Source organism: Bradyrhizobium sp. WSM471 (assembly GCF_000244915.1).
Taxonomy (GTDB): domain Bacteria; phylum Pseudomonadota; class Alphaproteobacteria; order Rhizobiales; family Xanthobacteraceae; genus Bradyrhizobium.
Genome location: NZ_CM001442.1, coordinates 2543184 through 2568422 on the forward strand (window position 1 = coordinate 2543184; position 25239 = coordinate 2568422).

Consider the following 25239-nt stretch of genomic DNA (forward strand, 5'->3'; position numbering starts at 1 on the left):
TTTCCTCAGGATCGCATCATGAGCGGACCATCCGACTACCAGCCGAGCAATCCGGCCCTGCAATGGATCGAGCGACGTCTGCCGATCCTCGGCCTCATGCACTCCTCCTTCGTGGTCTATCCCACCCCGCGCAACCTGAACTATTGGTGGACCTTCGGCGCCATCCTCTCCTTCATGCTGGGGATCCAGATCCTGACCGGCGTGATCCTGGCGATGCACTACACGCCGCATGCCGACCTCGCCTTCAAGTCGGTCGAGCTGCTCGTCCGTGACGTCAATTACGGCTGGCTGCTGCGCAACATGCATGCCGTCGGCGCCTCGATGTTCTTCGTCGCCGTCTACGTCCACATGCTGCGCGGCCTCTATTACGGCTCCTACAAGGAGCCGCGCGAGGTGCTGTGGATCCTCGGCGTCATCATCTACCTGCTGATGATGGCGACCGGCTTCATGGGCTACGTGCTGCCGTGGGGCCAGATGAGCTTCTGGGGCGCCACCGTCATCACCAATCTGTTCTCCGCCATTCCCTATGTCGGCGAGAGCATCGTGACGCTCTTGTGGGGCGGCTATTCGGTCGGCAATCCGACGCTGAACCGCTTCTTCTCGCTGCACTATCTGCTGCCGTTCCTGATCGCGGGCGTCGTCGTGCTCCACGTCTGGGCGCTGCATGTCTCCGGCCAGAACAACCCTGATGGCGTCGAGCCCAAGACGGAAAAGGACACTGTTCCGTTCACGCCGCATGCGACCATCAAGGATATGTTCGGCGTCTCCTGCTTCATGCTGCTCTACGCCTGGTTCATCTTCTACATGCCGAACTATCTCGGCGACGCCGACAATTACATTCCGGCGAACCCGGGCGTGACGCCGCCGCACATCGTGCCGGAATGGTATTACCTGCCGTTCTACGCGATCCTGCGTTCGATCCCGAACAAGCTCGCGGGCGTGATCGGGATGTTCTCGGCGATCATCATCCTGTGCTTCCTGCCCTGGCTCGACGCCGCCAGGACGAAGTCGTCGAAGTACCGTCCGCTGGCCAAGCAGTTCTTCTGGATCTTCGTCGCGGTCTGCATCCTGCTCGGCTATCTCGGCGCGCAGCCGCCGGAAGGCATCTATGTGATCGCCGGCCGGGTCCTGACGTTCTGCTACTTCGCCTACTTCCTGATCGTGCTGCCGCTGCTCTCGCGCATCGAGAAGCCGCGGCCGGTGCCGAACTCGATCTCGGACGCCGTCCTGGCCAAGACCGGGAGCAGGTCGACGCCGATGGTGTCGAGCGCGATCGTGCTTGCGCTGGCGGGCGCGTTGTTTGCGGGCTCAGCCGACAGCGCGCGTGCCTCCGAAGGCAGCGACAAGCCGCCGGGCAACAAATGGTCGTTCGCCGGTCCGTTCGGCAAGTACGACCGCGGCGCATTGCAGCGCGGCCTGAAGGTCTACAAGGAAGTCTGTGCCAACTGCCACGGCCTGTCCTACGTCGCCTTCCGCAACCTCGCGGAAGCCGGCGGTCCCGGCTATTCGGTCGCGCAGGCTGCTGCCTTCGCCTCCGACTACAAGGTCAAGGATGGCCCAAACGACGCCGGTGATATGTTCGAACGCGCGGGCCGGCCGGCGGATTATTTCCCCTCGCCATTCCCGAACGAGCAGGCCGCGCGTGCCGCGAATGGTGGCGCGGCGCCGCCGGATCTGTCGCTGATCACCAAGGCGCGTTCCTACGGTCGCGGCTTCCCCTGGTTCATCGTCGACTTCTTCACCCAGTATCAGGAGCAGGGCCCGGACTACGTCTCGGCGCTGCTCCAGGGGTTTGAGGACAAGGCGCCCGAAGGCGTTACCATCCCCGAGGGGTCCTACTACAACAAGTACTTCCCGGGCCACGCCATCAAGATGCCGAAGCCGCTCAGCGACGGCCAGGTGACCTATGACGACGGCTCGCCGACCACGGTCGCGCAGTACGCCAAGGACGTCACCACGTTCCTGATGTGGACCGCCGAACCGCACATGGAAGCGCGCAAGCGCCTCGGCTTCCAAGTGTTCATCTTCCTGATCATCTTCGCCGGCCTGATGTACTTCACCAAGAAGAAGGTGTGGGCCGACTCGCACTGAGCGGCCCGAGCCGAGAATGAAGAGGCCCCCGCAAGGGGGCTTTTTTGTTGGGCACGAGAGTGTGTTGTCAGGCGCGATTGCCTATCGCGCGCTCAAACGCCAAAATGCCGCGAATCCAAAAACTCGTCGGAGGACACCATGGGAACCGCCATCACCTTCAAGCGCCCGGACGGCAAGGACGCATCGGGCTATCTCGCCAATGCCGCGCGCGGCAACGCGCCGGGCGTGGTGGTCATCCAGGAATGGTGGGGTCTGTCGGACCAGATCAAGGGCCTGTGCGACCGCTTCGCGCTGGCCGGGTTCGATGCGCTGGCGCCCGATCTCTACAAGGGCAAGGTGGTGCCGTATCACGACACCGACGCCGCCGGCAAAGAGATGAACTCGCTCGACTTCATGGACGCCACCACGCAGACGGTGCGCGGCGCCACGCAATATCTGTCGCGCAACGGCGCCAAGGTGGGGCTAACAGGCTTCTGCCTCGGCGGCGCCGTCACCATCATCGGCTCGGTGCATGTGCCGGAGCTCGCCGCCGGCGTGGTGTTCTACGGCATCCCGCCCGAGCAGGCGGCCAAGCCCGCCGACGTCAAGATCCCGCTCCAGGCCCATTTCGCCAACAAGGACGATTGGTGCACGCCGGAACTGGTCAACGGCTTCGAAAAGGCCATGAAGGCCGCCGGCAAGTCGCTGGAGCTGTTCCGCTATGACGCCGAGCACGCTTTCGTCAACGAGCAACGCCAGGCCGTCCACGATCGCGAAGCCGCCGAGCTCGCCTGGGGCAGGGCGACGGAATTTTTCCGGAAGCATCTGGGGTAGGCTGTGCGGCGGCGCGCCGCGATCTGCGCTAGCGCCGCATCGCGTTTGAAAATCGATCACTGCAATCATAGAGTGCAGTCGCAGAGGTTTCCACCATGCGACTGCAGGAGAGCACGATGATTGTGGACGGCCGCTTGACCAAGGTTGTGGTGTCCCGCGAAGCGCTGGAGGCGGCTCGGGACCCCCAGAAGGCCCATTATCTCACTGGCGCTGTGGTCGACTATGTCAGCCGAATTCAGCATTTCGGCGTCTACACGAGAGGTGAACTCCCGGCCGTGGCCATACAGGCCTATCATGCCGACTTCTATCTCGCTCAGGTCTGCAACGGCGGTCACAGCCAGTTCATCGGCAACACAGGGCTCGCGATGCTCCCAACGACGTCCGGCGACGCACTCGCTGGATTGGAGGCGATGGGAGCGAGCGCGCAACACCAGATCTTGCAGGAGATGATCGCCTGGGTAGAGGCACATCCCGACGAGGCTGCGCTGCAGACCGGATTCGAAAACCGCGCCGCGGCGCTCAGCGCGCTTGATAAGCGCTTCTATGCGGTAGAACGAGAGCAACCAATGATACCGCTCGCGGCCCGATGGATCGCGAGCTGGCCCGAATTGCACGCCGTCGCGCAGGAGCAGTATGCTTCCGAAATCGAGCGGCTTGCGCAGCTTAACCCACATCTGTCCCACCGCCGGATCTGGCAAAGCGTTCGCCACATCAGCTTCCAGATGACTGACGATTTGCAGATCACGGTCGCGGCGGCCTGCGGGGCGGTGAGGCCTGACCCGGAGCTCAAGGTCATGGTGCTTCCAGGATTCGACACGGATGTGGAGGGGCAGCAATGCACGGCGTTCGGCGTAAGGACCAACAAGGGCTCGCGGCTATGCGTCTTTGACGAGGCGGGTGGACGACTTTATGAACTTGCGACGCCCCCTACGATAGTGGGCGCGCGGCTGTCGACTGTGGGGACTGACACGATCCAGAATTTCTTGAGAATTGCCGAGCAAAACCTTGCGGCCGAAGCGATCGACCTGCTGTTGCGGAAGTTAAGTCTGGATCCCGCCGCGGTGATCACGGCCTTGAGTGTGAGCGACGATCGAGCGAGTTGGTGTGCGGTCACAGGAGAGACCAGCGTTTTGGTCGAAACCTTTGGCGACCGCGCCCAGGTCATCGGATCTGACGGCGAGCTCGTGCTCACGGTCATGCGAGACGCAATCGAGCGTCATGCCGGCGACGCGGCCGTGGGGCGCGCCAGCCTGCAAGACCGGCGATAACGCTCGTTGCGATTTGCGCCATTTTGCCGGTCGAGCCTGCCCAGCGGCTCTTGACGTCGTTCCCGCGCCATGGTGAGTATCCGCCGATGAGCACCGCCGTCCGCCCAGCCCGTCTTTGGTGGCGCACCTCCTGAGAGGTGGCCGGTGCGATTTATTCTCCCAAAATCGTCTGAGGTCGCCCACGCAGTGCGGCGGCCTGATCGTTTGTCCTGTGTGGCGTTCCCTCGACAAGTTTCGTAAGAGGACCCCATGAACAGGACCGTCTTTGCCCTTCCGGCTCGAAGCGACTATGTGACCCGCGCGAGGCTTGCGGTCACGCGCGTGGCGGAGCAGTTTTCCGGCGGCGCCAACCGGCTCGACGATCTCGTCAACCTGCTCGACCGTCGCCGCGGCGTGGTGCTGTCGTCGGGTACGACCGTGCCCGGCCGTTACGAGAGTTTTGACCTCGGCTTCTCCGATCCGCCGCTCAAGCTCGAGACCACCGGCGTCAATTTCAAGCTGGAAGCGCTGAACGCGCGCGGGGAGGTCCTGATTTCCTTCCTGGCCGACGTCTTGCGCGAACCCTGCGTCGTGATCTCCGAGAAGACGCCCACGCGCCTTGCCGGTCATATCATCCGCGGCGACGCCCCGATCGACGAAGACCAGCGCACGCGGCGCGCCAGCGTGATGTCGCTGGTGCGCGATCTCGTCGCCGCTTTCTCCGCTAATGACGACGGGGTGCTGGGTCTGTTCGGCGCCTTCGCCTACGACCTCGTGTTCCAGATCGAGGATCTCGTACAGAAGCGCGCGCGCGAGAGCGACCAGCGCGACATCGTGCTCTACGTCCCCGACCGCCTGCTCGCCTATGACCGCGCCACGGGCCGCGGCGTCGTGCTCACTTACGATTTCGCCTGGAAGGGCAAGTCCACCGCGGGCCTGCCGCACGAGACTGCCGAGAGCCCGTATCTCAAGACACCGCGCCAGGGTTTTGCCGATCACGCGCCCGGCGAATATCAGGCTACGGTCGAGACCGCGCGCGCCGCCTTTGCGCGTGGCGATCTGTTCGAGGCGGTGCCGGGGCAGCTCTTCGCCGAGCCCTGCGACCGCTCGCCGGCGGAAGTGTTCCAGCGGCTCTGCGTCATCAACCCGTCGCCGTACGGCGCGCTGATGAATCTCGGCGAGGGCGAATTTCTCGTCTCGGCCTCACCGGAAATGTTCGTGCGCTCGGACGGACGCCGGGTCGAGACCTGCCCGATCTCGGGCACCATCGCGCGCGGTACCGATGCGATCGGCGATGCCGAGCAGATCCGCCAGCTCCTGAACTCAGAGAAGGACGAGTTCGAGCTCAACATGTGCACCGACGTGGACCGCAACGACAAGGCGCGCGTCTGCGTTCCCGGCACGATCAAGGTGCTGGCGCGCCGGCAGATCGAGACCTATTCAAAGCTCTTCCACACCGTCGACCATGTCGAAGGCATGCTGCGTCCCGGCTTCGATGCGCTCGATGCCTTCCTCACCCATGCCTGGGCCGTCACCGTCACCGGCGCACCAAAACTCTGGGCGATGCAGTTCGTCGAGGATCACGAGCGCTCGCCGCGTCGCTGGTATGCCGGCGCGATCGGGGCGGTGAATTTCGACGGCAGCATCAACACCGGCCTCACCATCCGCACCATCCGGATGAAGGAAGGCCTCGCGGAAGTGCGTGTCGGCGCCACCTGTTTGTTCGACTCCGATCCCGCCGCCGAGGACCGCGAATGCCAGGTCAAGGCCGCGGCCCTGTTCCAGGCGTTGCGCGGTGATCCGCCGAAGCCGCTGTCGGCCTTCGCGCCCGATGCCACCGGAAGCGGCAAGCGGGTGCTGCTGATCGACCATGACGACAGCTTTGTGCATATGCTGGCCGATTACTTCCGCCAGGTCGGTGCCGACGTCACCGTGGTCCGACATGTGCATGCGCTCGACATGCTCAAGCAGAAGCGATGGGATTTGCTGGTGCTGTCGCCCGGCCCCGGCAGGCCTGAGGATTTCGGGATCAAGAAGACCATCGACGCGGCGCTAGAGAACAAGCTGCCGGTGTTCGGCGTCTGTCTCGGCGTCCAGGCGATCGGCGAATATTTCGGCGGCGAGCTCGGGCAGCTCACGCATCCCGCCCACGGCCGGCCCTCGCGGGTGCAGGTGCGCGGCGGGCGGCTGATGCGCAATCTGCCGAACGAGATCATCATCGGCCGCTATCACTCGCTCTACGTCGAGCGCGACAGCATGCCGGAGGTGCTATCCGTCACCGCCAGCACCGAGGACGGCGTCGCCATGGCGCTGGAGCACAAGACCCTGCCGGTCGCCGGCGTGCAATTCCATCCGGAATCGCTGATGTCGCTCAGCGGCGAGGTGGGCTTACGAATTGTCGAGAACGCGTTCCGCCTGGATGCGCGCGCTGATTGAGAGGCACCATGACTTTTGACCACGATCTGAAGGCGAGCGTCCGCACCATCCCGGACTACCCGAAACCCGGGATCTTGTTCCGCGACATCACCACGCTGCTCGCAGATGCGCGTGCGTTCCGCCGCGCGGTCGACGAACTCGTCAATCCCTGGGCCGGCAACAAGATCGACAAGGTCGCCGGCATGGAAGCGCGCGGCTTCATCATCGGCGGCGCGGTGGCGCACCAGGTTTCGGCCGGTTTCGTGCCGATCCGGAAAAAAGGCAAGCTGCCACACACCACCGTGCGCATCGCTTACTCTCTCGAATACGGCATCGACGAGATGGAGATGCATGTCGACGCCATCCAGCCCGGCGAGCGCGTGATCCTGGTCGACGACCTCATCGCCACCGGCGGCACCGCGGAAGGCGCGGTGAAATTGCTGCGCCAGATCGGAGCCAATGTGGTCGCCGCCTGCTTCATCATCGACCTGCCGGACCTCGGCGGCGCCGCCAAGCTGCGCGCGATGGACGTGCCGGTGCGCACGCTGATGACGTTCGAGGGGCACTGAGCGGTCGCCGCTGGCGACGTTCAGATCGGCTCGGCCTTCAGCTCCGACAGCCAATGCAGCGTGCGCTCTTTGAGCAGCGCATTCCTGACATAGGCGGTCTCCTCATCCTCCAGACGCTCACATTCGCCAAACGTCAGGCCTGCCTCGCCATGCCTGTTCCAGGCAGCCTGGAGGCTACGGCAGGTGTGGCTACCCTGGCGCAGCGAGAACCAGATGCGGTTCTGGATTGTCTCGAGGTTTGGGGCTTGGCCGATCCGGGCCTCGCCCGAGGCCGCGCAGCGGACGACGTAGATGCCTGCAACGGTCTTCCGCTCCTTGTAGGCGGCGATCGCTGCTTTCCGGTCGATGGTCACGGTGAAGAGGCCTTGCTGAGGACGCTGGTGCGTCAACTCCGTAACCGCAGAGCCTCTCCGCGTCAATAATATCCGGGTAAAATATTCAGGACCGTTGCAGGATCAGGCTGAGCTCGAGCTCGCGGAAGGCGAGATAGTTCCGCCGGGTCCACTGGTGCAGCTCGGTCGAGGCATCCTTCTCCTGGCGCAGGTAGCCGGTGAAGGAGAAGTTCAGGCGGCCGATATAGGTCTTCAGGAACCCGGGCAGCGCGGGCAGTCGGAATACCCGTCCGGCAGCCATCGCGGCCGGTAGTTCACCGCGCACGATGTGCTCGTTGTCCACCGTGATCAGGTTGATCCGCGGGATCTGTTCGCGCAGCATCTCGTGGGCGCGGGCCGAGACGCGGTCGGTGTCGGCGACGAACAGGATCATCGGCGCGACGTGGCGACGCGCCGCCTCTTTCAACAGGCCGATCTCCTCCGTCATCTTGAAGAACTCGTCAAAGGCATGGAAGCCGAGGTCGATCACCTTGGCAACCCCGTCATCGACGATGACGCGATCCATCAGCTGCATCTTGCCATAGGTGTCGATCACGTCGGCGGTCTCCGTGATCTTCGGCAGATAGTCGAGCAGCGACGGCTCCTTCAGGTTGACGTCGAAGGCCACGACGTTGCCGTTCTTGAGCAGCAAAAATTCGCTCAAAAGCCGCGCCAGCAGGGTCTTGCCGACCTGCGGGCGGGGCGAGCAAATGATGTAGAGGGGCGTCGCGGACATCGATAGCTATATCAGTCGAACTCGGCGACCAATCCAGCCGTATCCGCCCGGCTTGCGCAACTATTTTTCGCTGTTGCGGGCCCCGGATTTCGTCGAGCCGACGATATCGGTCAGCCGGATCCGGTCGAACTCACTCCAGACGTTCGCAAGCCAGTGTCGGACATAGCCGCGCAGCACGAACGAGTAGTTCGCGGCCTCGTCGTTGATGCCCTTGTTGGCGACGAATTTCAGGAATGGGACGGAGGACACCTCGACCTGCTCATAGGCCATTTCGTTGAGCTTGGGGATGGTCAGCTCGGTCGCGTCCTTGATGCGGTTGAAATACGATTGGTAGGTCGCCTGATCCCACTGGAAGAACTGGGTATCGTTGATGAAGTTCTTCACCAGGAAGTATTTGGCGCCCCCCATGAAGCCCGCGGTCTCGGCGATTTCGTCCAGAGAGGCGATCGAGGGTCCGAGGATGTGGAACACGGCAAAGGTGATCTGGCCGGCCTTGGCGGCGTCGAGGAAACCGATGTCGCGCAAGGAGGCGAGCGCCGGCGAGAGCAGGCCGGCGCGGACGTCGATCACGGTGACCGACGGGCTCGTCGCGTTGAGCGTATCGAAGATCTTCATCTGATCCGACGTCGTCGTCATGTCGACGATCTCGGTGATGTCAGGGTGGAAGCGCTTCAGGGTTCCGCGCGGCGATTCGGTGTCGAAGGCACGCGTCGGCACGTTGTTGGCGGAAAAATAATCGAGCAAGGTGCGCGACACGGTGGTCTTGCCGACCCCGCCCTTGTCCGCGCCCACCACAACCACTGCCGGCTTTGCCATTGCTGTCCCCTAACGCGCCCCCCGATCGCGAAGTCGCAATCGGCCGGGCCCCAAATCGATGTCGCAAAGATGTCCCAAGTCTGCTGTTGGGCGCGAACATGGCAGAAACAAGGGAGAATTCAATTCCGCAGGCCCCAGTTACGGCAATTCCCGAGGTTTTTCCCAATCGCCACGAATCCTGCCGCGCGTGGCGTCAAATCGCCTCAATGGCGGCCCCAAGGACCCATAGGATTGCTGCCGGCCGTTCCGGCGGAGCTGGGTGCCGGCACGGGTGGCGGACTGGCCGTGCCGCCTGCGTCGCTCCAAGGACCTTGCCGGGGACCCTGGCGCAGCGGCGGTGGGGTGTTCTGCCGTTCGGCTTGCGTGTCCGGCTCCTCGGCCTCCTCGGTCTCGTCGGCGGAAGGCGGCAGCGGGCCAGGATCATGGCCGCCGGCGAACTTGACCAACGCGTCGACCCGCGACTGCACCGAGGGGTGGGTCGCGAACAAATCGGCAAAACCCTCGCGCGGATTGTCGACGCAGAGCTCCATCACCGCCGAGGTTGCGCCCGGCAGCTCGCCGTGGTTCTCGATCTTACGCAGCGCCGAGATCATGGCGTCCGGGTTTTTCGTCAGCTCGACGGAGCCCGCGTCCGCAAGATATTCGCGAGAGCGCGACAGCGCGAGCTTCACCACCTGCGACAACAGCCAGGCCACCACGATCAGCACGACCGCGATGATGATCACGATCACCGCGCCGCCCCCGGAACTCTTGCTGTCGCTCGACGACGAGGACGATCGTGACGACGAGGAGGAGCCCGACGACCACGAGCCGCCGGAGCTCCAGCTGAAATTCGTGAACAGGCGGAAGAACAATTCGCCGAAGAACCCGACCACGCCCGCGATGATGACGGCGACCACCATGAGCTGTACATCGCCATTCTTGATGTGGGTCAGCTCGTGGCCGAGCACCGCCTCGATCTCCTTGTCATCAAGCGCATTGAGAAGACCGGTGGTGACGGTGACCGAATATTGCCGCGGGTTGAGGCCGGTCGCGAACGCATTCAGCGCCGGGCTCTCCATGATCTTCAGCTTCGGCATCGTGATGCCGCGCGAGATGCAGAGATTTTCGAGCAGATTATAGAGCCGCGGCTCCTCCTGCCGCGTGACGTCGTGGCCGCCGGTCACCGCATCGATCATCGACTGGTGGAAGAAATAGGCGATCACGATCCAGGCCGCTGCCACGACGGTCGCAACCGGTGCGGCGACTTTCAGATCATAGAAGGCGCGTCTCAGATAATGGACGACGGTCTCGTCGCCATTGATGACGACTTCGGCGATCAGCGCGCCGGCATAGACCAGCACATACACCAGCGCGAACAGGCCGGCGAGCAGCAGCATCGAACGCAACTTGTTCGAGGCGATGTGCGTGTAGAGACCATACGCGGCCATGACGCGATGCCCTGCCGGCCTATCGGCTCAACTCAGAACTTCACCTGTGGCGTGGCCTCGACCTCGGTACGGCTGGCGCCGAGATCGAAGAAGTCCTTCCTGGTGAAGCCGAACATGCCGGCGAACAGGGCGGCCGGCATCTGCTGGATGCCGGTGTTGTATTCCTGGACCGCGCTGTTGAAGAAGCGGCGGCTGGCCGCGATCTTGTTCTCGAGGTCGGACAGCTCGCTGGCGAGTTGCTGGAAATTGGCGTTGGCCTTGAGGTCGGGATAGGCCTCCGACAGCGCGATCAGGCGGCCGAGCGCGCCGGAGAGCTGGTTCTCGGCCGCGGACACCTGCGCCGGTCCCTGCGCCGACATCGCCGAATTGCGCGCCTTGATGACGTCGTCGAGTGTGCCGCGCTCATGCGAGGCATAGCCCTTCACCGTCTCGACCAGGTTCGGGATCAGATCGTGGCGCTGCTTGAGCTGCACGTCGATATCGGCAAAGGCCTGGCCGACGCGCTGGCCCAGCGCCACCAGCCGGTTGTAGGCGGCGAAGGCAAAGAACACGAGGACGACGATAACGCCGAGAACGATCCAGCCGGTCGACATGGAGAACTCCTGAAGGGGGAAGAAGGCGGGCGCAGCCTAGACCAAATTGGCGCGGAGCGAGAGCCCGGCGCAGAGGGGAGCTAGGATTGGTCGGATGAGGGACTATCCGAGTTCAAGGCGAAAGTCCCGGAGGAGGTTAACTTTCGGACAGGTCGGCATCACCCCAGCGCCAGCGGCGGGCGCTTGCATAGGCGGCCTTGTCGCGACGTGGGACCTTGGCGAATTCGACGCCTTGCTCGCTGCAGAGCTTTGCCGTGATCTCGGCCTTGCCGACCTCCGGCGGCGCCAGCACGCGCGCGGCGCGGGTTGCGGGCGGCGTACGGGTCAGCGCCACATAGATGAATCGCTCGTCCTCGAACGGCACCTCGGCGCCCTTGATCTGGCGATGAGCCTGCGAGCGCGGCAAGCGCTGGGAGAAATGGCACCAGTCGGGCGCCGCCAGCGGACACGGCTTTTCGTGTGGGCAGGGTGCGGCGACATAGGCCCCCGCCGCGATCAGTTGCTGGCGCAAAGCGAGGATGCGCGCGTAGCCGGCGGGCGTGCCGGGCTCGATCACGACCAGCGCGTGGCGCGCTTTCGCCCACATCGTTTCCGCGAGCTTGCGTTGATCGCCGTCGCTGAGCTCGCCAATGACATAACTCGCGACGACGAGATCGGCTGGCGAAAGTTCGGCGAGATTCGCGCCGGCATCGCCCGGCAGGTAGCGGCAATCCGCCAGACGCGTGCTGTCGCGCGCCAGGTCGAGCGCGAGACGGCTCAGCGTGGCGTTGGCGTCGAGCAGGGTGAAATCTTGCAGCGATGAAAACGCCTCTGCCGCGGCCCAGCTCGCGGTGCCCGGACCTGCGCCGACGTCGAGCAGTGTTTCTGGAGCGAGGTCCGGTGCGATCTCGGTCAGCGCATTCAGACTTGCCGCCACCGCCGCGTAGGTCGCCGGCATGCGCGCGAACGCATAGGCGAGCGCATCGGCATCGGACTTGATCGTGCCGGAGCCGCCGCCTGCGCGATAGGTGGTCGAGATTTTCTGCGATCGCTGCGCAGCGTCGGTGCGCGAGAAGCCCTGGAGCTTGCCGTCGAGGGCGGCCTTTAGCTCAGCGGGAAGCGTGGGCGAGATCATCTTAGTTCGCCGTCATTCCGGGCGCGCGTAGCGCGAACCCGGAATCTCGAAATGGTGGCGCGAGATTCCGGGTTCGATGCTGCGCACCGCCCCGGAATGACGGCCAAAAAAATCACGCCACGTTCTGGTCGAGAATGTCCACTGCCTCTTGCAGGTTCACCGACACCAGTTGCGAGACGCCGCGTTCGGCCATGGTGACGCCGAACAGGCGGTTCATCCGCGCCATCGTGATCGGGTTGTGGGTGATGATGATGAAGCGCGTGTCGGTCGAGGCGGTCATCTCGTGCAACAGGTTGCAATAGCGCTCGACGTTGTGGTCGTCGAGTGGCGCGTCGACTTCGTCCAGCACACAGATCGGCGAGGGATTGGTGAGGAACACCGCGAAGATCAGCGCCATCGCCGTCAGCGCCTGCTCACCCCCCGAGAGCAGCGACAGCGTCTGCGGCTTCTTGCCCGGTGGCTTGGCGATGATTTCGAGGCCGGCTTCGAGCGGATCATCGCTCTCGATCAAATGCAGCGCGGCTTCGCCGCCGCCGAACAGCTCGACGAACAGGCGCTTGAAGTGGTTGTTGACGACCTCGAACGAGGTCAGGAGCCGCTCGCGCGCCTCCTTGTTGAGGCTCTGGATGCCCTGGCGCAGCCGCTTGATGGCTTCGACGAGGTCATCGCGCTCGGTAACCAGGCCGTTGTGCTGGGTCTCGACCTCGCGCAGCTCTTCCTCGGCGCGCAAATTGACCGCACCCAGGCGCTCGCGATCGCGGCGCATTTTTTCGAGGTCTTCCTCGATATCGTGCAGCGGCGGCAGCTCCGTGCCGGGTTCAATCTCGGCGAGGCCGGCAACGGCCTGCGGTTCGACTTCCAGCATGTCGCGGATCTCGCGCTCGATGTCCTCGAGCCGGCGTCGCGCGCCCTCCATGCGCTCCTCGGCGCGGGCGGTGGCCTCGCGCGAGCTCGAGAGCGCCTCCAGCGTCAGCTTGGCGACGCGATCGGTTTCGGCCATCGCGGTCTCCGCGCTGGCGAGCGCGTCGGCGGCCATGCGGCGGTCGTTTTCGGCGTACTCGATCTCGGTGATCAGCGCGCTGCGCTTCTCCGCGAACACGGCCGGCGCGTTCTCGAGATCGCTGCGCTCGATCGAGACTTCGGCGATGCGCGCCTGGATGGTGTCGATGTGGGACGCCGCGCTCTCCTTGCGGTTCTGCCACTCGGTGCGTTCGGCGAGGATCGCCTGCACGCGGCGGTCGGCCAGCTCGGCTTCGCGCGCCAGCGCCTGGGCCTCGGCGCGGACCTGGGCGGCCATGCGGCGATGGCCTTCGATATCGCTGCGGACGGCGGCGAGACGGGTTTCGGTGTCCTCGCTCGACGGCAACTCGGAGATCCCGGCTTCGGCGTATTCGTAGGCGGCTTCGGCCTCGGCGCGGTCGGCGGCCAGACGGCTGTGCGCTTCCGACAGCGTCGCCTTGCGCGCGGCGTGGCGGCTGATCTCGCGCTCGACCGTGGCGTGGCGCTCGCGCGCGACGTTGAGCTCGCGCTGCGCGGCGCGCCAGGCTTCGCGGCTCGCGCCTTCGGTGCTGGCGGCCATCTGCAGCTCGGCCTCGGCGTTCTCCAGCGCCTGACGCTTGATCTGCGCGTCGATGCGGGCCTGCTCCAGCTCGTTCTCGATGTCGATCAGGCGGGCGCGCTCGGCAAGCCGCCTTGCTGCGCCGGTCGGCGCATGGGCGGCTGCGACAAAACCGTCCCAGCGCCAGACGTCGCCTTCGGGCGAGACCAGCCGCTGGCCGGTCTTGAGCTGCGAGATCAGCTCGGCGCCGCGCTCACGCGGCACCACGCCGATCTGCGCCAAGCGGCGGCTCAGCTCGGCCGGAGCCTGCACGTGGCTGGCGAGCGGCACGACGCCTTCGGGCAGTTCCGGATCACCGTCGGTGACGCCAGCGTTGGTCCAGCGCATCGGCGCGGACGGATCGACCGGCGCGTCGAGATCGTCGCCGAGGGCTGCGCCGATCGCCTTTTCAAACCCCTTGTCGACCGTGATGCCGTCGATGATCGGAGGCCACAGATTCTTGGTCTCGCCGTTGAGGATCTTGGAGATCGTGCGCGCCTCGGTATCGAGCCGCTGCACGCGCTTGTCGGCTTCGACGAGCGGCGAGCGCGAGGATTCCAGCGTCTGCCGCGCGGCGACGTGCGCGGCTTCGCTGGCCTGAGCGGCGGCTTCCGAGGCTGCCAGCGTCTGCTCGGCGTTCTCGACCGTCGCGGTCAGCTCGTCGAGATCGCCGAAGCCGCCGGTCTCCTGGGTGAGCTTCTGCTCTTCCGCCGCGACATTCGAAATCTCCTGGTCGAGCCGGGCGAGCTTGTCGCGGTGGGTCCGAACGTTGGCTTCGAGTTGATTGCGCTTGGCGGTGAGGTCGGCGAGCGCGGTGGTGAGCTCGGCGAACTGCTGCTCGGTCTCGGTCAGAACCGCCTCGGCTTCGGCGACACGCTCGTCGACGCCGGAGCGCTTCTCGACGCGCGACTTGATCTCTTCCCTCAGCTCGGCATCTTCGGCGTCGAGGCGCTGCAGCGCGACATCGGCGTCCATGGTCTGCTGCTGGGCACGCGAGATGTCGCCTTCGAACTGGGCGAGGCGCCGCTCGAGTTCCGCGACGCGCTCCTTGGCGCGCTCTTCCTCGCGATCGAGCAGCTCGCGGGCGTTGGTCAGGCGCTGCAGCCCCGCCGCGGCGCGCGCTTCGGCATCGCGCAGCGCCGGCATTTCGGCAGCGCGAATCGCCTGGATGCGTGCGGCTTCGGCCTGGTGCTGAGTACGCTCAGCCATCTCGCGGACGGCGAGATCGTGGGTGTGGCCGGATTCGTTGACGTCGGCATGGGCGCCGATCCAGCGCAGATGAAACAAGGTCGCTTCGGCCTTGCGCACCTTGGCCGCAACTTCGCGATAGCGCACGGCCTGGCGGGCCTGCTTCTTCAGGCCTTCCATCTGCCCTGCGAGCTGGCCGATCACGTCCTCGACGCGGGTGAGATTGGTTTCGGCCGCCTTGAGCCGCAGCTCGGCTTCGTGGCGTCGGGCGTGCAGGCCGGCGACGCCGGCGGCGTCTTCCAGCACGCGGCGGCGCTGCTCGGGCTTGGCCTGAATGATCTCGCCGATCTTGCCCTGGTGGACGAGGGCCGGCGAGCGCGCGCCGGTGGCAGCGTCGGCGAACAGAATCTGCACGTCGCGGGCGCGCACATCGCGGCCGTTGATGCGGTAGACCGAGCCGGCCTCGCGCTCGATGCGGCGGGAGATTTCAAGCAGCTGGCTGTCGTTCATTGCCGCCGGCGCGGTGCGATCGGAATTGTCGATCGTCATCGTCACTTCGGCGTGGTTGCGCGCGGGGCGATTGCCGGAGCCGGCGAAGATCACCGCATCCATGTCGGCGGCGCGCAGCGATTTGTAGGAGGTCTCGCCCATTGCCCAGCGCAGCGCCTCGACGAGATTCGACTTGCCGCAGCCGTTGGGGCCGACCACGCCGGTCAGGCCGGGCTCGATGACGAAGTCGGTGGCCTCAACGAAGGATTTGAAGCCGTGAAGGCGCAGGCGGGTGATTTTCATAAGCACGCATCTCTGTTGGCAGGCGCGAATCCCCCTGCCGGGACAATACCATGAAAGGCAATGTCGCTATCCGGGCGAGTCGCGCGAGGCGCCTCATGCGGTCGGACAATGGCCGCGGTGCGCCGCGAGGGCAACCGGCGAAAGCCGCTTTTCCCAAGGGATTTATGCCGGGAAAGATACGGTTATCGAGATGCGAATCAGGATTGTGCCGTGCAAATCAGCTCTTGAGCAGCGGATTGATCTTCTTGGCGAATTCCTCGAACGAGGTCTCGCCCTTGATCTTCTCGCCGTTGACGAAGAACGTCGGCGTCGAATCGACCTTCAGAACGTCGCTGGCATATTTCTGGTCGGCGGCGATCTTGTCGAGCAGCGCCTGGTCCTTCAGGCAAGCCTCGACCTGCTGCTGGGTGAGACCGGCCTGCTTGCCGATCCGGGTCAGGGTCTCCGTGGTGTTCTTCACTACCCAGTCGTTCTGTTGGCGGAACAGCATGTCGGTGACGGCAAAGTATTTCGGCGCGTCGCCATTGGCGATGCAGCGCGACAGCATGGAGCCGGCGGCGGCTTTGATGTCGAGCGGGAACTCGCGGAAGACGTAACGTACCTTGCCGGTGTCGATGTATTCCGACTTGATCTTGGGAAACACCTGCTCGTTGAAGGCCGCGCAATGTGGGCAGGTCATCGAGGCGTATTCGGTGATGGTGACGGCGGCGTCCTTCGGGCCCAGCGCCATGTCGGGCAGCGACACCGGCTTGGCGACGTCGCCAGCGGCCTGCGCGATAGCTTCCGAGATGAACCGCAGCGGTGAGAGCCCGGCGACCGCGGCAAGCCCGGTCAGCGACAGCATCGTGTTGAAGGCGCGGCGGGTGATGATCAAGGTCGGCTCCCGGATTGGCGTGGTGTCGCCCGAAATTCCTATTCAGACGGCCTGTCGCTAGCTTGAAACGTCGTTTGAGGCAATGGCGAGCGGCAAGGACAGGTCCAGTTTGGCCGCAGAATAAGGCTCAATTTCGCTTGATGGCGGCCCCGAGGCGCGCCAGCGCCGACTTCAATTGTTCATCTTCGATGTCGCCCAGGCGCTCAGCCACCTCGGCCACCGATTTGGCGTCCGGCGGGCTGGGCCGGGTTGGCCGTCGGGCGCGCGACAGCGGAGCCTGGCGGAAGGCCAGCTTGCCGACCGCGCTCCATCCGAAGAAGCGGTTGACCCGTTGCAGGATCACATCGGCGGAGTGCTGGATCTCCAGCGCCATCGGACCTTCGACCCGCAGCACCAGCGTGGCCGGCTCCTGCGGCTGACCCTCGACCGGCCGCGGCCATTGCATCTTGAGCGGCTCGGCATGGGCCGCGATCTCCGGCCCGGCAATCTGCGCCCACCGCGTTACCAGCTCGCGCGCGGCAAAACCCTGCTTGGCGTAGGCCTCGGCAAAGACGTCGTTGAGCAGGAGCGACAGCGGCTTGGCGCTGATGGGACCGGGTTTGATGGGGCGAAGCTTGGACATGGGACCTTATAGCACTCCGGAGCGTCGGCCACAGGCTCTTGGCCGCGAAGAAAGACGTGGACGCCCGCGCCCAGCGTGGGCATGACGTGGAGAGATCGGTGCATTGCCGCTACAGTGCGAGCATGAGCCCCAAATCCGCCCTCAGGGCGAAATCGGAACCAGTTCCGCCGGAGACCTCGTCGCGCCCGCTCGCGCTGCTCGATTGGTACGACCGCCATCGCCGCCGATTGCCCTGGCGCGCTGCGCCCGGCGCGGCATCCGACCCTTACCGCGTCTGGCTGTCCGAGATCATGCTGCAGCAGACCACGGTGAAGGCGGTCGGGCCCTATTTCGAAAAATTCGTCTCGCGCTGGTCTGACGTCACCGCGCTCGGGCGGGCCTCGCAGGAGGACGTGCTGCGGATGTGGGCCGGGCTCGGCTATTATTCTCGCGCCCGTAATCTCCATGCCTGCGCGGTCGCGGTGACGCACGAGCATGGCGGCACCTTTCCGGACACCGAAGCGGGCCTGCGCGCGCTGCCGGGCATCGGGCCCTATACGGCGGCAGCGATCGCCGCGATCGCGTTCGACCGCCGCACCATGCCGGTCGACGGCAATATCGAACGCGTGGTCTCGCGGCTCTTTGCAGTTGAAGAAGAGCTCCCACAGGCAAAACCGCTGATCCAGCAATTGGCGGCGACGCTGCTCGCGGACTCCCGCGCTGGCGATAGCGCGCAGGCGCTGATGGATCTGGGTGCCTCGATCTGCACGCCGAAGAAGCCGGCCTGCTCGCTATGCCCGCTGAACGAGGATTGCACGGGGCGCGCGCTGGGAACGCAGGACACGTTTCCGCGCAAGGCGCCGAAGAAGAGCGGCGCGCTACGGCACGGCGCCGCCTTCGTCGTCACGCGCGGCGACGAGCTTCTCGTCCGCAGCCGCCCCGAAAAGGGTCTGCTCGGCGGCATGACCGAGGTGCCGGGCTCGGACTGGCTGGCCGGACAGGACGATGCCAAGGCCAAACAGCAGGCGCCCGAGTTGAAGGGGCTGTCGCGCTGGCAACGCAAGGTCGGCGTGGTCGCCCACGTCTTCACGCATTTCCCGTTGGAACTGGTGGTCTACACGGCGAGGGTGGGGGCGCGGACGCGGGCACCCGCCGGCATGCGCTGGGTGCCCATCGCCACGCTCGCCGACGAAGCATTGCCCAACGTCATGCGTAAGGTCATTGCGCATGGATTGGACCGCTAGCAGCCCATCCTGCTGACAACATGCTGGCAGCAGGCCTGCGTTAGCTGTGGCTGGCAACGGAGGGTCGCATGATCAAGACCGCGCTCGACAACTTTCCAAGGCCACCCTGTGCCGAGCTGCTCGGGTGGCGCCTGCTCGACGCCCGGCCCGGGGAAGGCTGGATCAAGCTCGCCTTCGACGGCAAGCCGGAGTTCTGCAATCCGGCCGGCTTCATCCAGGGCGGCATGCTATCGGCCATGCTCGACGACACGATGGGCCCCGCCGTGCTGGTGATGAGCGAGGGCCGGCTCTACACCACCACCATCAGCATGACCGTGAATTTCCTGGCTCCCGCAAAGCCCGGACCGATCATCGGCGAGGCCAAGGTGACGCAGCTCGGCAGGACGATTGCGTTCGTCGAGGCCAGGCTGACGGCGGAAGACGGGACGCTGCTGGCGACGGCAAGCGCGAGCGAGCGGCTGCTCGAAGCGACGAGGGTGGTGGGCAAATAGCTGCCGCGCACTCTTCCTTCCTTCTCCCCTTGTGGGAGAAGGTGGCGCGAAGCGCCGGATGAGGGGTTGGTTCAGCGAGTTCTAATGCGAGTTGGTTTCGCGGAGACAGACCCCTCACCTGAGTGAGTCCGCGTCTACCGGCGTCGCTGTCCTCTCCCGCAAGGGGCGAGGGCCCATCAACGTGCGTCTCGCTTCGTGCGAATACTCATTTCGTCGCGCGCGCACCCGCGCTCACGATCGGCGGCTTCGCGTTCAGCGCTTCCACCTGGAAGCCGGCGACGCGCTTGTAGTTGGCGGCAACATCCTCGAGCTCCTGTTGCGACAGCACGTCAGTGACGACCTTGTAGCCGTCGGGCGCGCGCTCCTCGACCAGCTGCATCACCTGCTCGGGGCCGTTCTTTCGGTTGAGCAGGACGAGACTGGTGGTTGCAGGCCGCCGCTCCGCCTCATAGGCGAGCAGGGCCGCTTGCGTCGGGCCGTTCGCCAGGATCTCGCGGGTGATGGTGCGGGCATCGAGGATCGCCTGCGAGGCGCCGTTGGACCCGATCGGGTACATCGGATGTGCGGCGTCGCCCATTAGCGTGACGCGGCCGAAAGTCCATTGTGACACCGGATCGCGATCGACCAGCGGATATTCATAGGCGTGCGGGCAGTTCTTGATCAGGCCGGGCACGTCGAGCCAGTCGAACTGCCAGCTCTCGAACCAGGGCAAGAACTCTTCCAGCCGGGCGGTGCGGTTATAGTCCTCGCGCCGCCATTGATAGGTCGGCGGCATGTGGCGCTCGGCAACCCAGTTGATCAGATGGTTGCCCGCGGCGTCCGGTTCCTTCGAGATCGGATAGCAGACGAATTTCAGGATCTCGTGGCCGGCCATGATCATGGTGCGGCCGGTGAGGAACGCCTTTGCAGGCGTGACGCCGCGCCAGAGGATGCGGCCGTTCCAGATCGGCGGGCCTTCGTCGGGATAAAGTTTTTCTCGCGCCGCGGAATGGATGCCGTCGGCGGCGATGAGGAGCGCGCCTTCGTAAGTCCCCGCGGCCTTGCCGGTGGCCTTGTCGATGAAATCGGCGCGCACGCCGTCAACGGTTTCGCTCCAGCCGGTCAGATGATGGCTGGTGAGGATGTTGTCGCGGCCGAGGCGTTCGATCGCGGTGTCGAGCAGCAATTGCTGGAGCGTGCCGCGATGGATCGAAAACTGCGGCCATTTATAGCCGGCCTCCAGCCCGCGCGGCTCGCTCCAGATCGGTTTGCCGTGCTTGGAGAAATAGGCAAGCTCGCGGGTGCGCACGCCGGCGGCATCGAGCTTGTCCATCAGCCCGAGCTCGATCAGCTCGCGCACCGCATGCGGCAGCACGTTGATGCCGACACCGAGCGGCCGCAGTTCGGCGACGCTCTCGAACACTTTCACGGGAATGCCGATTCCGTGCAGGCTGAGCGCAAGCGTCAGCCCGCCGATGCCGCCACCGGCGATGAGTACGGTCATGGGAAAGCCCCTCCAACTAGGGCGTCTTGGCACAGCCGGGCGCCGGTGGGCAACTGCGAAGAGCAAGAGCACTGGGAAGGCCGTGCTATGGACCTCGGGGCCCGCAACCGTTACCTTCCGGCTTTCCCATGAGGTCCGACATGCTCAAGCTCTACTACGCCACCGGCACCTGCGCGCTCGCCACCTACATCACCCTGGAAGAAGCCGGCGCCGACTACGCGGCCGAGCGGCTGAGCTTCAAGACCAACCAGCAGAACAGCGCGGAGTATCTCGCGATCAACCCGAAAGGCCGCGTGCCCGCGCTGGTGACCGATCGCGGCGTCCTGACCGAGACCCCGGCGATGCTTGCCTATCTCGCGCAGACCTTCCCCAAGGCGAAGCTCGCGCCGCTCGACGATCCCTTCGACTTCGCCCAGGTGCAGTCGTTCAACTCCTATCTCTGTTCGACCGTGCACATCAACCATGCCCACAAGATGCGCGGCGCGCGCTGGGCGAGCGAAGAGAGCTCGTTTGCCGACATGAAGGCGATGATCCCGAAGACCATGGGCGCCTGCTTCGCCCTGATCGAGCAGAAGATGTACAAGGGGCCCTGGGTGATGGGCGAGCAGTTCACAATCTGCGATCCTTATCTCTACACCCTGTCGACTTGGCTCGACGGCGACAGCGTCGACATCAACGCGACGCCAAAAATCGCTGATCATTTCAAGCGCATGTCCGACCGCCCCGCCGTGCGCAAGGTGATGGACGCGCAGAAGGCGTAGGAGCGCGGCAACATATTCCCCTGTTGTCCCGGGCAAGCGTCAGCGCAGACCCGGGACCCGTAACCACAGGGGGAAGTTGTGACGCAAGCTGACAATCGCGAGCCTTCGCCAAACCACGTGCTGTGGTTATGGGTCCCGGCCTTCGCCTGGCGAAGGCCGGGACGACCCGTTTGTTTTGAAGCGGCGTCCTACCCAGCGCGCCCTTTCTTCTCCAATTGCCGTCCCGTCTCCAGCATCAGCCGCCTGAGCCAGATCGAGCCCGGATCCATCTGTGCGCGGGTCGGGTAGAACATGAACTGCTCGTCGATGCCGGGGGCGAGCGGTGGCGTCACCGTGACGAGGCCGAGCTGCTTGGACAGCGCCGCGATCAGCCGGCGCGGCACGAAGGCGACGAGGTCGGTGCGGGCGGCGACGTGCAGCGCTTCGAGATAACCCGGGACGACGAGAGCGAGGTGCCGGTCGATGCCCTTGGTGCGTAGCCAGGTGTCGATCAGGTCCTCCGGCTGGCCGCGGATGATGACGCCGACATGGCGTGCGGCCAGGAACGTCTCGCGCTGCTTCAGCTTCGTAGCCATGGGGTGGTCGCGCCGCACGGCCAGCGCGTCGCTGTCGGTGTAGAGCAACTGGCGGTGAAACCCCTTGAAGGCGTTGCCGATCGAGATCACGAGATCGATTGTGCGGGCGAACTCGGCGTGGAAGATCGCCGGTCCCCGCCACGGCACCACGTCGATTCGGACATTGGGCGCGGCCTGCGTCACCTTTTCCATCAAGGGCGGCATCAACAGCTCGACCGCGAGATCCGGCATCATCAGGCGGAATTGCCGCTCGCTGCGCGCCGCGTCGAATTCATCCGATAGGAACAGCCCGCGCACCTGATCGAGCGCCTGCGCCAACGGCGCGCGCAAGGCTTGCGCCCGCGGCGTCAGCTCCATCCGCGCGCCAGTGCGTACCAAGAGCGGATCGCCAAGGATGTCGCGCAGACGCTGGAGCGCATGACTGGCCGCCGGCTGCGACAGCCCGATCCGCAAGGCGGCGCGGCTGACGCTGACCTCGCGCAACAGTGCGTCGAGCGCGGTCAGGAGATTGAGGTCGAGCGAATTCAAATTCATGAGGCGAATAGATATCATACCCACTATCGATTTGAAGAATTTAGAGCCGGCGGCGATGATCTCGATGTTCTCACCAAGGGAGATGCCGCCATGAACGCGAGCGCCAACAAGAAGCTGATGCAGGATATCTTTGCAGCCGCCGCCAGTCCCGATCCGGCTGTGCGCGACCGCGCCTTGTTCACCGAAAGTCTTGCCGACGACGCCAAATGGATCGTGACCGGCCAGTACTCCTGGTCGCGCACGTTTTCGGGCAAACATGCGATCCTCAACGATCTGCACGGCTATGTGCGGACCCGCCTTGTCGATCGGACGCGGACGGTCGCCCATCGCTTCATTGCCGACGGCGATGTCGTCGTCGTCGAAGCGAAGGGCGACAACGTCACGCCAGAAGGCGTGCGCTACGATAACGACTATTGTCTCGTGTTTCGTCTCGAGGACGGCAAGATCAAGGAGATCCGGGAATATTGCGACTCGGTGCTGACCGAGAAGGCCCTCGGTCCGTTTCCGCAAACGCTCGTGAGGGCCGCGAGCTGAGCGGATCGAGCGAGGTCGCGTCCGTCGACCGGTGCCGTCCGCCGCGGCCGGCGATGGTCGTGTCGGTGGCGCTGGCCGGACAAGCTGCAGCGGCCTGCATGGCGCTGCGGGCTTAGCGCCAAAACCTTGTTCACCTGCCGATAAAATCAGCAGATGTTGTGCCATCTGACGCGTGCGCGCGCGAACAATTTGAAGGTTCAATTAACGAGTGTCCCCCATTGTGTCGCGGTGCAGCGTGGGTCGCGAACAACGCGACGCGCGGCTGCCAGGGTGGCCGGTGACGATCGCCGGATTAGGCCGGCCGCTCGAATTGACATGCATCTGGGTGGACAGTGGGAATGCCGAGTTTTCGTTTGCGGATCAGGGGACGCCTGTACGCAGGTTTCATGGCCTTGGTGGCGGTTGGTCTTGTGATGGCGGTGGTGGCCATCTGGAATTTGCGGTCCGTCCAGGATCAGGTCGCAAAACTCTCCAAATTGTCGGACAGCACGGCGCGCGTCCTGGAAATATCGACCCATCTTCAGGCCATCCAGCGGGCCAATCTGCGCTACATTTACGACGCCAACGAGCCTGCGATGCGGGAGGCTGCCGAGCGAGAGACCGCGGCGACCGGGCTGTTGCAACTCGGAGCAAAAGGCACCCTCTCGGAGGAGCGGCGGAAGCTCTACAACGATCTGATCGCCGACATCGCCAAAATGAAAAGCCTGCGTGACAGTCTCGGCGACGCCGTCAACGAGGCGCGGACCGGCAAGGCGACGCTGTTGCCGAGTGGCGAAGAGCTGACCGTCAAGATGGCCAAGCTGGTCGATGTGGCCCGCGCCGCCGCCGACGACGACACGGTGTCGCTCGTCGCGGACCTCGAGTCCCGGGTCCTGCTGGTTCGAATCGCGAACTGGCGCTTCCTCGCCCTGCGCGACACCAACGGGCCCACCGCCTTCAGAACCAATGTCGACAGGGCGGTGCAGCGCCTGGCGGCCGTCGAAAGGAGCCCGCAGGCGGCGGACCTTCGCTCGTCTCTGACGCCTGTGAAGACCGCCCTCGGCATCTACAAATCCGCGTTCGAAACGACCTCCGCCGCGATGCTGCGGTCCGACGAGATCTACCACAAGGATCTCGCACCGCTCATCTCCGCGAGCATCGCCAAGCTCAAGGTCGCGGAAACCGCCTTGAAGACGGATTACAAGGATTCGCGCACCGCGGCCGATGTTGTGATCGACGGCACGACGTCGCTACAGGGTATCGCGGGCGGCCTCGCCGTCCTGTTCGGACTGATCGTCGCCTTCCTGACCGCCCGCAGCATCGTGGGGCCGCTGACCTCGATGACGCGCGCAATGGGGTTGCTTGCCGGGGGCAATCTGGCCGTCGAGATACCCTCGCGCGGCAAAGCCGACGAGATCGGCGACATGGCCAAGGCGATCGACGTCTTCAAGACCAACATGATTGACACCGAAAGGCTGCGCCATGAGCAGACCGCAACCGAGGCCCGGCAGGCCGAGAGCCGCAAGGCCGACATGGCCCGGCTCGCCAGCCAGTTCGAGCAGGCGGTGGGCGAGATCGTCGACACCGTATCCTCGGCATCGCACGAGCTCGAGGGCTCGGCCGGCACCCTGACCGCGACCGCGAGGCGCGCTCAGGATCTCTCCACCGAAGTGCAATCCGCCTCCCAGGAAGCCTCGGCCAATGTGCAGGCGGTCGCCTCCGCGACCGAGGAGCTGTCCTCCTCGGTGACGGAGATCGCGCGCCAGGTGCAGGAATCGGCGCGCATCGCGGGCGAAGCCGTCGGTCAGGTGAGCAAGACCAACGCGCGCGTCAGCGAGCTCTCCAAGGCTGCTGCCCGCATCGGCGACGTGGTCGAGTTGATCAGCACCATCGCCGGCCAGACCAACCTCCTGGCGCTGAACGCCACCATCGAGGCGGCGCGCGCGGGTGAAGCCGGCCGCGGCTTTGCCGTGGTGGCCTCGGAGGTCAAGGCGCTCGCCGAGCAGACCGCGCGGGCCACCGGTGAGATCGCCCAGCAGGTCTCGGGTATCCAGGCTGCGACGGAGGAGTCGGTCGGCTCGATCAGGGAGATCAGCGGCACCATCGAGCGGCTGTCGGAGATCTCGTCGACGGTCGCCGCTGCCGTGGAGGAGCAGGGTGCGGCGACGCAGGAGATCTCCCGCAACGTGCAGCAGGCCGCCCAGGGAACGCAGCTTGTGTCGTCCAACATCGGCGACGTGCAGCGCGGGGCGTCCGAGACCGGCTCGGCCTCCTCGCAGGTGCTCTCGGCGGCACGCTCGCTGTCGGCCGACAGCCACCGCCTGAAGCAGGAAGTCGCCAACTTCCTGAGCTCGGTCCACGCCGCCTGAGCCTCGAAAGCAAAAGGCCACG

21 protein-coding genes are annotated in these 25239 nt (G+C 65.1%); 10 read left to right on the top strand and 11 right to left on the bottom strand.

Annotated features, from left to right (window positions below; translation table 11 throughout):
- The first annotated feature begins 18 nt into the window (after positions 1-18).
- The 5 genes from fbcH (at position 19) to BRA471DRAFT_RS10980 (ending at position 7135) form a co-directional block, all read left to right on the top strand.
- Positions 19-2091 (top strand): cytochrome b/c1, encoded by a 2073-nt coding sequence (gene fbcH / locus BRA471DRAFT_RS10960; RefSeq protein ID WP_007607075.1) that lies wholly within the window; start codon positions 19-21, stop codon positions 2089-2091.
- A gap of 138 nt (positions 2092-2229) precedes the next feature.
- The gene (locus BRA471DRAFT_RS10965; protein WP_007607077.1) at positions 2230-2904 is read left to right on the top strand and encodes a dienelactone hydrolase family protein; all 675 of its coding nucleotides are present in this window, start codon (positions 2230-2232) and stop codon (positions 2902-2904) included.
- A 116-nt stretch (positions 2905-3020) separates the two neighbouring features.
- A complete protein-coding gene (locus BRA471DRAFT_RS10970) occupies positions 3021-4172 on the top strand; it encodes a DUF4375 domain-containing protein (protein WP_231171096.1) in 1152 nt (383 codons plus the stop codon).
- 249 nt (positions 4173-4421) lie between these two features.
- Positions 4422-6587: an anthranilate synthase component I gene (locus BRA471DRAFT_RS10975; protein ID WP_007607081.1), complete on the top strand. Its 2166-nt coding sequence runs from the start codon at positions 4422-4424 to the stop codon at positions 6585-6587.
- Positions 6588-6595: 8 nt separating this feature from the next.
- Entirely contained in the window at positions 6596-7135 is a 540-nt protein-coding gene (locus tag BRA471DRAFT_RS10980) for an adenine phosphoribosyltransferase (RefSeq protein ID WP_007595035.1), read from the top strand.
- A 20-nt stretch (positions 7136-7155) separates the two neighbouring features.
- On the opposite strand, the gene BRA471DRAFT_RS10985 is transcribed toward BRA471DRAFT_RS10980, so the two are convergent.
- The 9 genes from BRA471DRAFT_RS10985 to BRA471DRAFT_RS11025 form a co-directional block, all read right to left on the bottom strand.
- Positions 7156-7488, bottom strand: a complete 333-nt coding sequence (locus BRA471DRAFT_RS10985) for a GIY-YIG nuclease family protein (RefSeq protein WP_007607082.1) — start codon at positions 7486-7488, stop codon at positions 7156-7158.
- An 85-nt stretch (positions 7489-7573) separates the two neighbouring features.
- Positions 7574-8242: a hypothetical protein gene (locus BRA471DRAFT_RS10990; RefSeq protein ID WP_007607083.1), complete on the bottom strand. Its 669-nt coding sequence runs from the start codon at positions 8240-8242 to the stop codon at positions 7574-7576.
- A gap of 60 nt (positions 8243-8302) precedes the next feature.
- Positions 8303-9058 (bottom strand): hypothetical protein, encoded by a 756-nt coding sequence (locus tag BRA471DRAFT_RS10995; RefSeq protein ID WP_007607084.1) that lies wholly within the window; start codon positions 9056-9058, stop codon positions 8303-8305.
- Between the two features lie 203 nt (positions 9059-9261).
- The gene (locus BRA471DRAFT_RS11000) at positions 9262-10488 is read right to left on the bottom strand and encodes a M48 family metallopeptidase (protein ID WP_007607085.1); all 1227 of its coding nucleotides are present in this window, start codon (positions 10486-10488) and stop codon (positions 9262-9264) included.
- Positions 10489-10520: 32 nt separating this feature from the next.
- Entirely contained in the window at positions 10521-11081 is a 561-nt protein-coding gene (locus tag BRA471DRAFT_RS11005; protein ID WP_007607086.1) for a LemA family protein, read from the bottom strand.
- A gap of 136 nt (positions 11082-11217) precedes the next feature.
- A complete protein-coding gene (locus tag BRA471DRAFT_RS11010) occupies positions 11218-12195 on the bottom strand; it encodes a small ribosomal subunit Rsm22 family protein (RefSeq protein WP_007607087.1) in 978 nt (325 codons plus the stop codon).
- Between the two features lie 112 nt (positions 12196-12307).
- A complete protein-coding gene (gene smc / locus BRA471DRAFT_RS11015) occupies positions 12308-15772 on the bottom strand; it encodes a chromosome segregation protein SMC (RefSeq protein WP_007607088.1) in 3465 nt (1154 codons plus the stop codon).
- A 217-nt stretch (positions 15773-15989) separates the two neighbouring features.
- Entirely contained in the window at positions 15990-16646 is a 657-nt protein-coding gene (locus BRA471DRAFT_RS11020) for a DsbA family protein (RefSeq protein ID WP_007607089.1), read from the bottom strand.
- Between the two features lie 127 nt (positions 16647-16773).
- Complete coding sequence (locus BRA471DRAFT_RS11025; protein ID WP_007607090.1) at positions 16774-17268, bottom strand: DUF721 domain-containing protein; 495 nt, start codon at positions 17266-17268, stop codon at positions 16774-16776.
- A 122-nt stretch (positions 17269-17390) separates the two neighbouring features.
- Between BRA471DRAFT_RS11025 and mutY the strand changes: the two genes are divergently transcribed.
- Entirely contained in the window at positions 17391-18491 is a 1101-nt protein-coding gene (gene mutY, locus BRA471DRAFT_RS11030) for an A/G-specific adenine glycosylase (protein WP_035973850.1), read from the top strand.
- 68 nt (positions 18492-18559) lie between these two features.
- Positions 18560-18982 carry a PaaI family thioesterase gene (locus BRA471DRAFT_RS11035; RefSeq protein WP_007607093.1) on the top strand — a complete coding sequence of 141 codons (423 nt, stop codon included), beginning with the start codon at positions 18560-18562 and terminating at the stop codon, positions 18980-18982.
- A gap of 205 nt (positions 18983-19187) precedes the next feature.
- On the opposite strand, the gene BRA471DRAFT_RS11040 is transcribed toward BRA471DRAFT_RS11035, so the two are convergent.
- Positions 19188-20465, bottom strand: a complete 1278-nt coding sequence (locus tag BRA471DRAFT_RS11040) for a flavin-dependent oxidoreductase (protein WP_007607094.1) — start codon at positions 20463-20465, stop codon at positions 19188-19190.
- 140 nt (positions 20466-20605) lie between these two features.
- Here BRA471DRAFT_RS11040 and BRA471DRAFT_RS11045 point away from each other — a divergent pair, with 140 nt between their 5' ends.
- On the top strand, positions 20606-21226 hold the full coding sequence (locus BRA471DRAFT_RS11045) for a glutathione S-transferase family protein (RefSeq protein WP_007607095.1): 621 nt from the start codon (positions 20606-20608) through the stop codon (positions 21224-21226).
- A gap of 188 nt (positions 21227-21414) precedes the next feature.
- Here BRA471DRAFT_RS11045 and BRA471DRAFT_RS11050 read toward each other — a convergent pair whose 3' ends face one another.
- A complete protein-coding gene (locus BRA471DRAFT_RS11050; RefSeq protein WP_007607096.1) occupies positions 21415-22335 on the bottom strand; it encodes a LysR family transcriptional regulator in 921 nt (306 codons plus the stop codon).
- Positions 22336-22425: 90 nt separating this feature from the next.
- Here BRA471DRAFT_RS11050 and BRA471DRAFT_RS11055 point away from each other — a divergent pair, with 90 nt between their 5' ends.
- Both BRA471DRAFT_RS11055 and BRA471DRAFT_RS11060 read left to right on the top strand, forming a co-directional pair.
- Positions 22426-22869 carry a nuclear transport factor 2 family protein gene (locus BRA471DRAFT_RS11055; RefSeq protein ID WP_007607098.1) on the top strand — a complete coding sequence of 148 codons (444 nt, stop codon included), beginning with the start codon at positions 22426-22428 and terminating at the stop codon, positions 22867-22869.
- Positions 22870-23207: 338 nt separating this feature from the next.
- A complete protein-coding gene (locus tag BRA471DRAFT_RS11060) occupies positions 23208-25217 on the top strand; it encodes a methyl-accepting chemotaxis protein (protein ID WP_007607100.1) in 2010 nt (669 codons plus the stop codon).
- Positions 25218-25239: the final 22 nt, after the last annotated feature.

Excerpts from the sequence above, each read along its gene's own strand:
- fbcH (WP_007607075.1), top strand. The coding sequence starts at position 19 with ATGAGCGGACCATCCGACTACCAGCCGAGCAATCCGGCCCTGCAATGG.
- BRA471DRAFT_RS10965 (WP_007607077.1), top strand. The coding sequence starts at position 2,230 with ATGGGAACCGCCATCACCTTCAAGCGCCCGGACGGCAAGGACGCATCG.
- BRA471DRAFT_RS10970 (WP_231171096.1), top strand. The coding sequence starts at position 3,021 with ATGATTGTGGACGGCCGCTTGACCAAGGTTGTGGTGTCCCGCGAAGCG.
- BRA471DRAFT_RS10975 (WP_007607081.1), top strand. The coding sequence starts at position 4,422 with ATGAACAGGACCGTCTTTGCCCTTCCGGCTCGAAGCGACTATGTGACC.
- BRA471DRAFT_RS10980 (WP_007595035.1), top strand. The coding sequence starts at position 6,596 with ATGACTTTTGACCACGATCTGAAGGCGAGCGTCCGCACCATCCCGGAC.
- BRA471DRAFT_RS10990 (WP_007607083.1), bottom strand. The coding sequence starts at position 8,242 with ATGTCCGCGACGCCCCTCTACATCATTTGCTCGCCCCGCCCGCAGGTC.
- BRA471DRAFT_RS10995 (WP_007607084.1), bottom strand. The coding sequence starts at position 9,058 with ATGGCAAAGCCGGCAGTGGTTGTGGTGGGCGCGGACAAGGGCGGGGTC.
- BRA471DRAFT_RS11000 (WP_007607085.1), bottom strand. The coding sequence starts at position 10,488 with ATGGCCGCGTATGGTCTCTACACGCACATCGCCTCGAACAAGTTGCGT.
- BRA471DRAFT_RS11005 (WP_007607086.1), bottom strand. The coding sequence starts at position 11,081 with ATGTCGACCGGCTGGATCGTTCTCGGCGTTATCGTCGTCCTCGTGTTC.
- BRA471DRAFT_RS11010 (WP_007607087.1), bottom strand. The coding sequence starts at position 12,195 with ATGATCTCGCCCACGCTTCCCGCTGAGCTAAAGGCCGCCCTCGACGGC.
- smc (WP_007607088.1), bottom strand. The coding sequence starts at position 15,772 with ATGAAAATCACCCGCCTGCGCCTTCACGGCTTCAAATCCTTCGTTGAG.
- BRA471DRAFT_RS11025 (WP_007607090.1), bottom strand. The coding sequence starts at position 17,268 with ATGTCCAAGCTTCGCCCCATCAAACCCGGTCCCATCAGCGCCAAGCCG.
- mutY (WP_035973850.1), top strand. The coding sequence starts at position 17,391 with ATGAGCCCCAAATCCGCCCTCAGGGCGAAATCGGAACCAGTTCCGCCG.
- BRA471DRAFT_RS11035 (WP_007607093.1), top strand. The coding sequence starts at position 18,560 with ATGATCAAGACCGCGCTCGACAACTTTCCAAGGCCACCCTGTGCCGAG.
- BRA471DRAFT_RS11040 (WP_007607094.1), bottom strand. The coding sequence starts at position 20,465 with ATGACCGTACTCATCGCCGGTGGCGGCATCGGCGGGCTGACGCTTGCG.
- BRA471DRAFT_RS11045 (WP_007607095.1), top strand. The coding sequence starts at position 20,606 with ATGCTCAAGCTCTACTACGCCACCGGCACCTGCGCGCTCGCCACCTAC.
- BRA471DRAFT_RS11050 (WP_007607096.1), bottom strand. The coding sequence starts at position 22,335 with ATGAATTTGAATTCGCTCGACCTCAATCTCCTGACCGCGCTCGACGCA.
- BRA471DRAFT_RS11055 (WP_007607098.1), top strand. The coding sequence starts at position 22,426 with ATGAACGCGAGCGCCAACAAGAAGCTGATGCAGGATATCTTTGCAGCC.
- BRA471DRAFT_RS11060 (WP_007607100.1), top strand. The coding sequence starts at position 23,208 with ATGCCGAGTTTTCGTTTGCGGATCAGGGGACGCCTGTACGCAGGTTTC.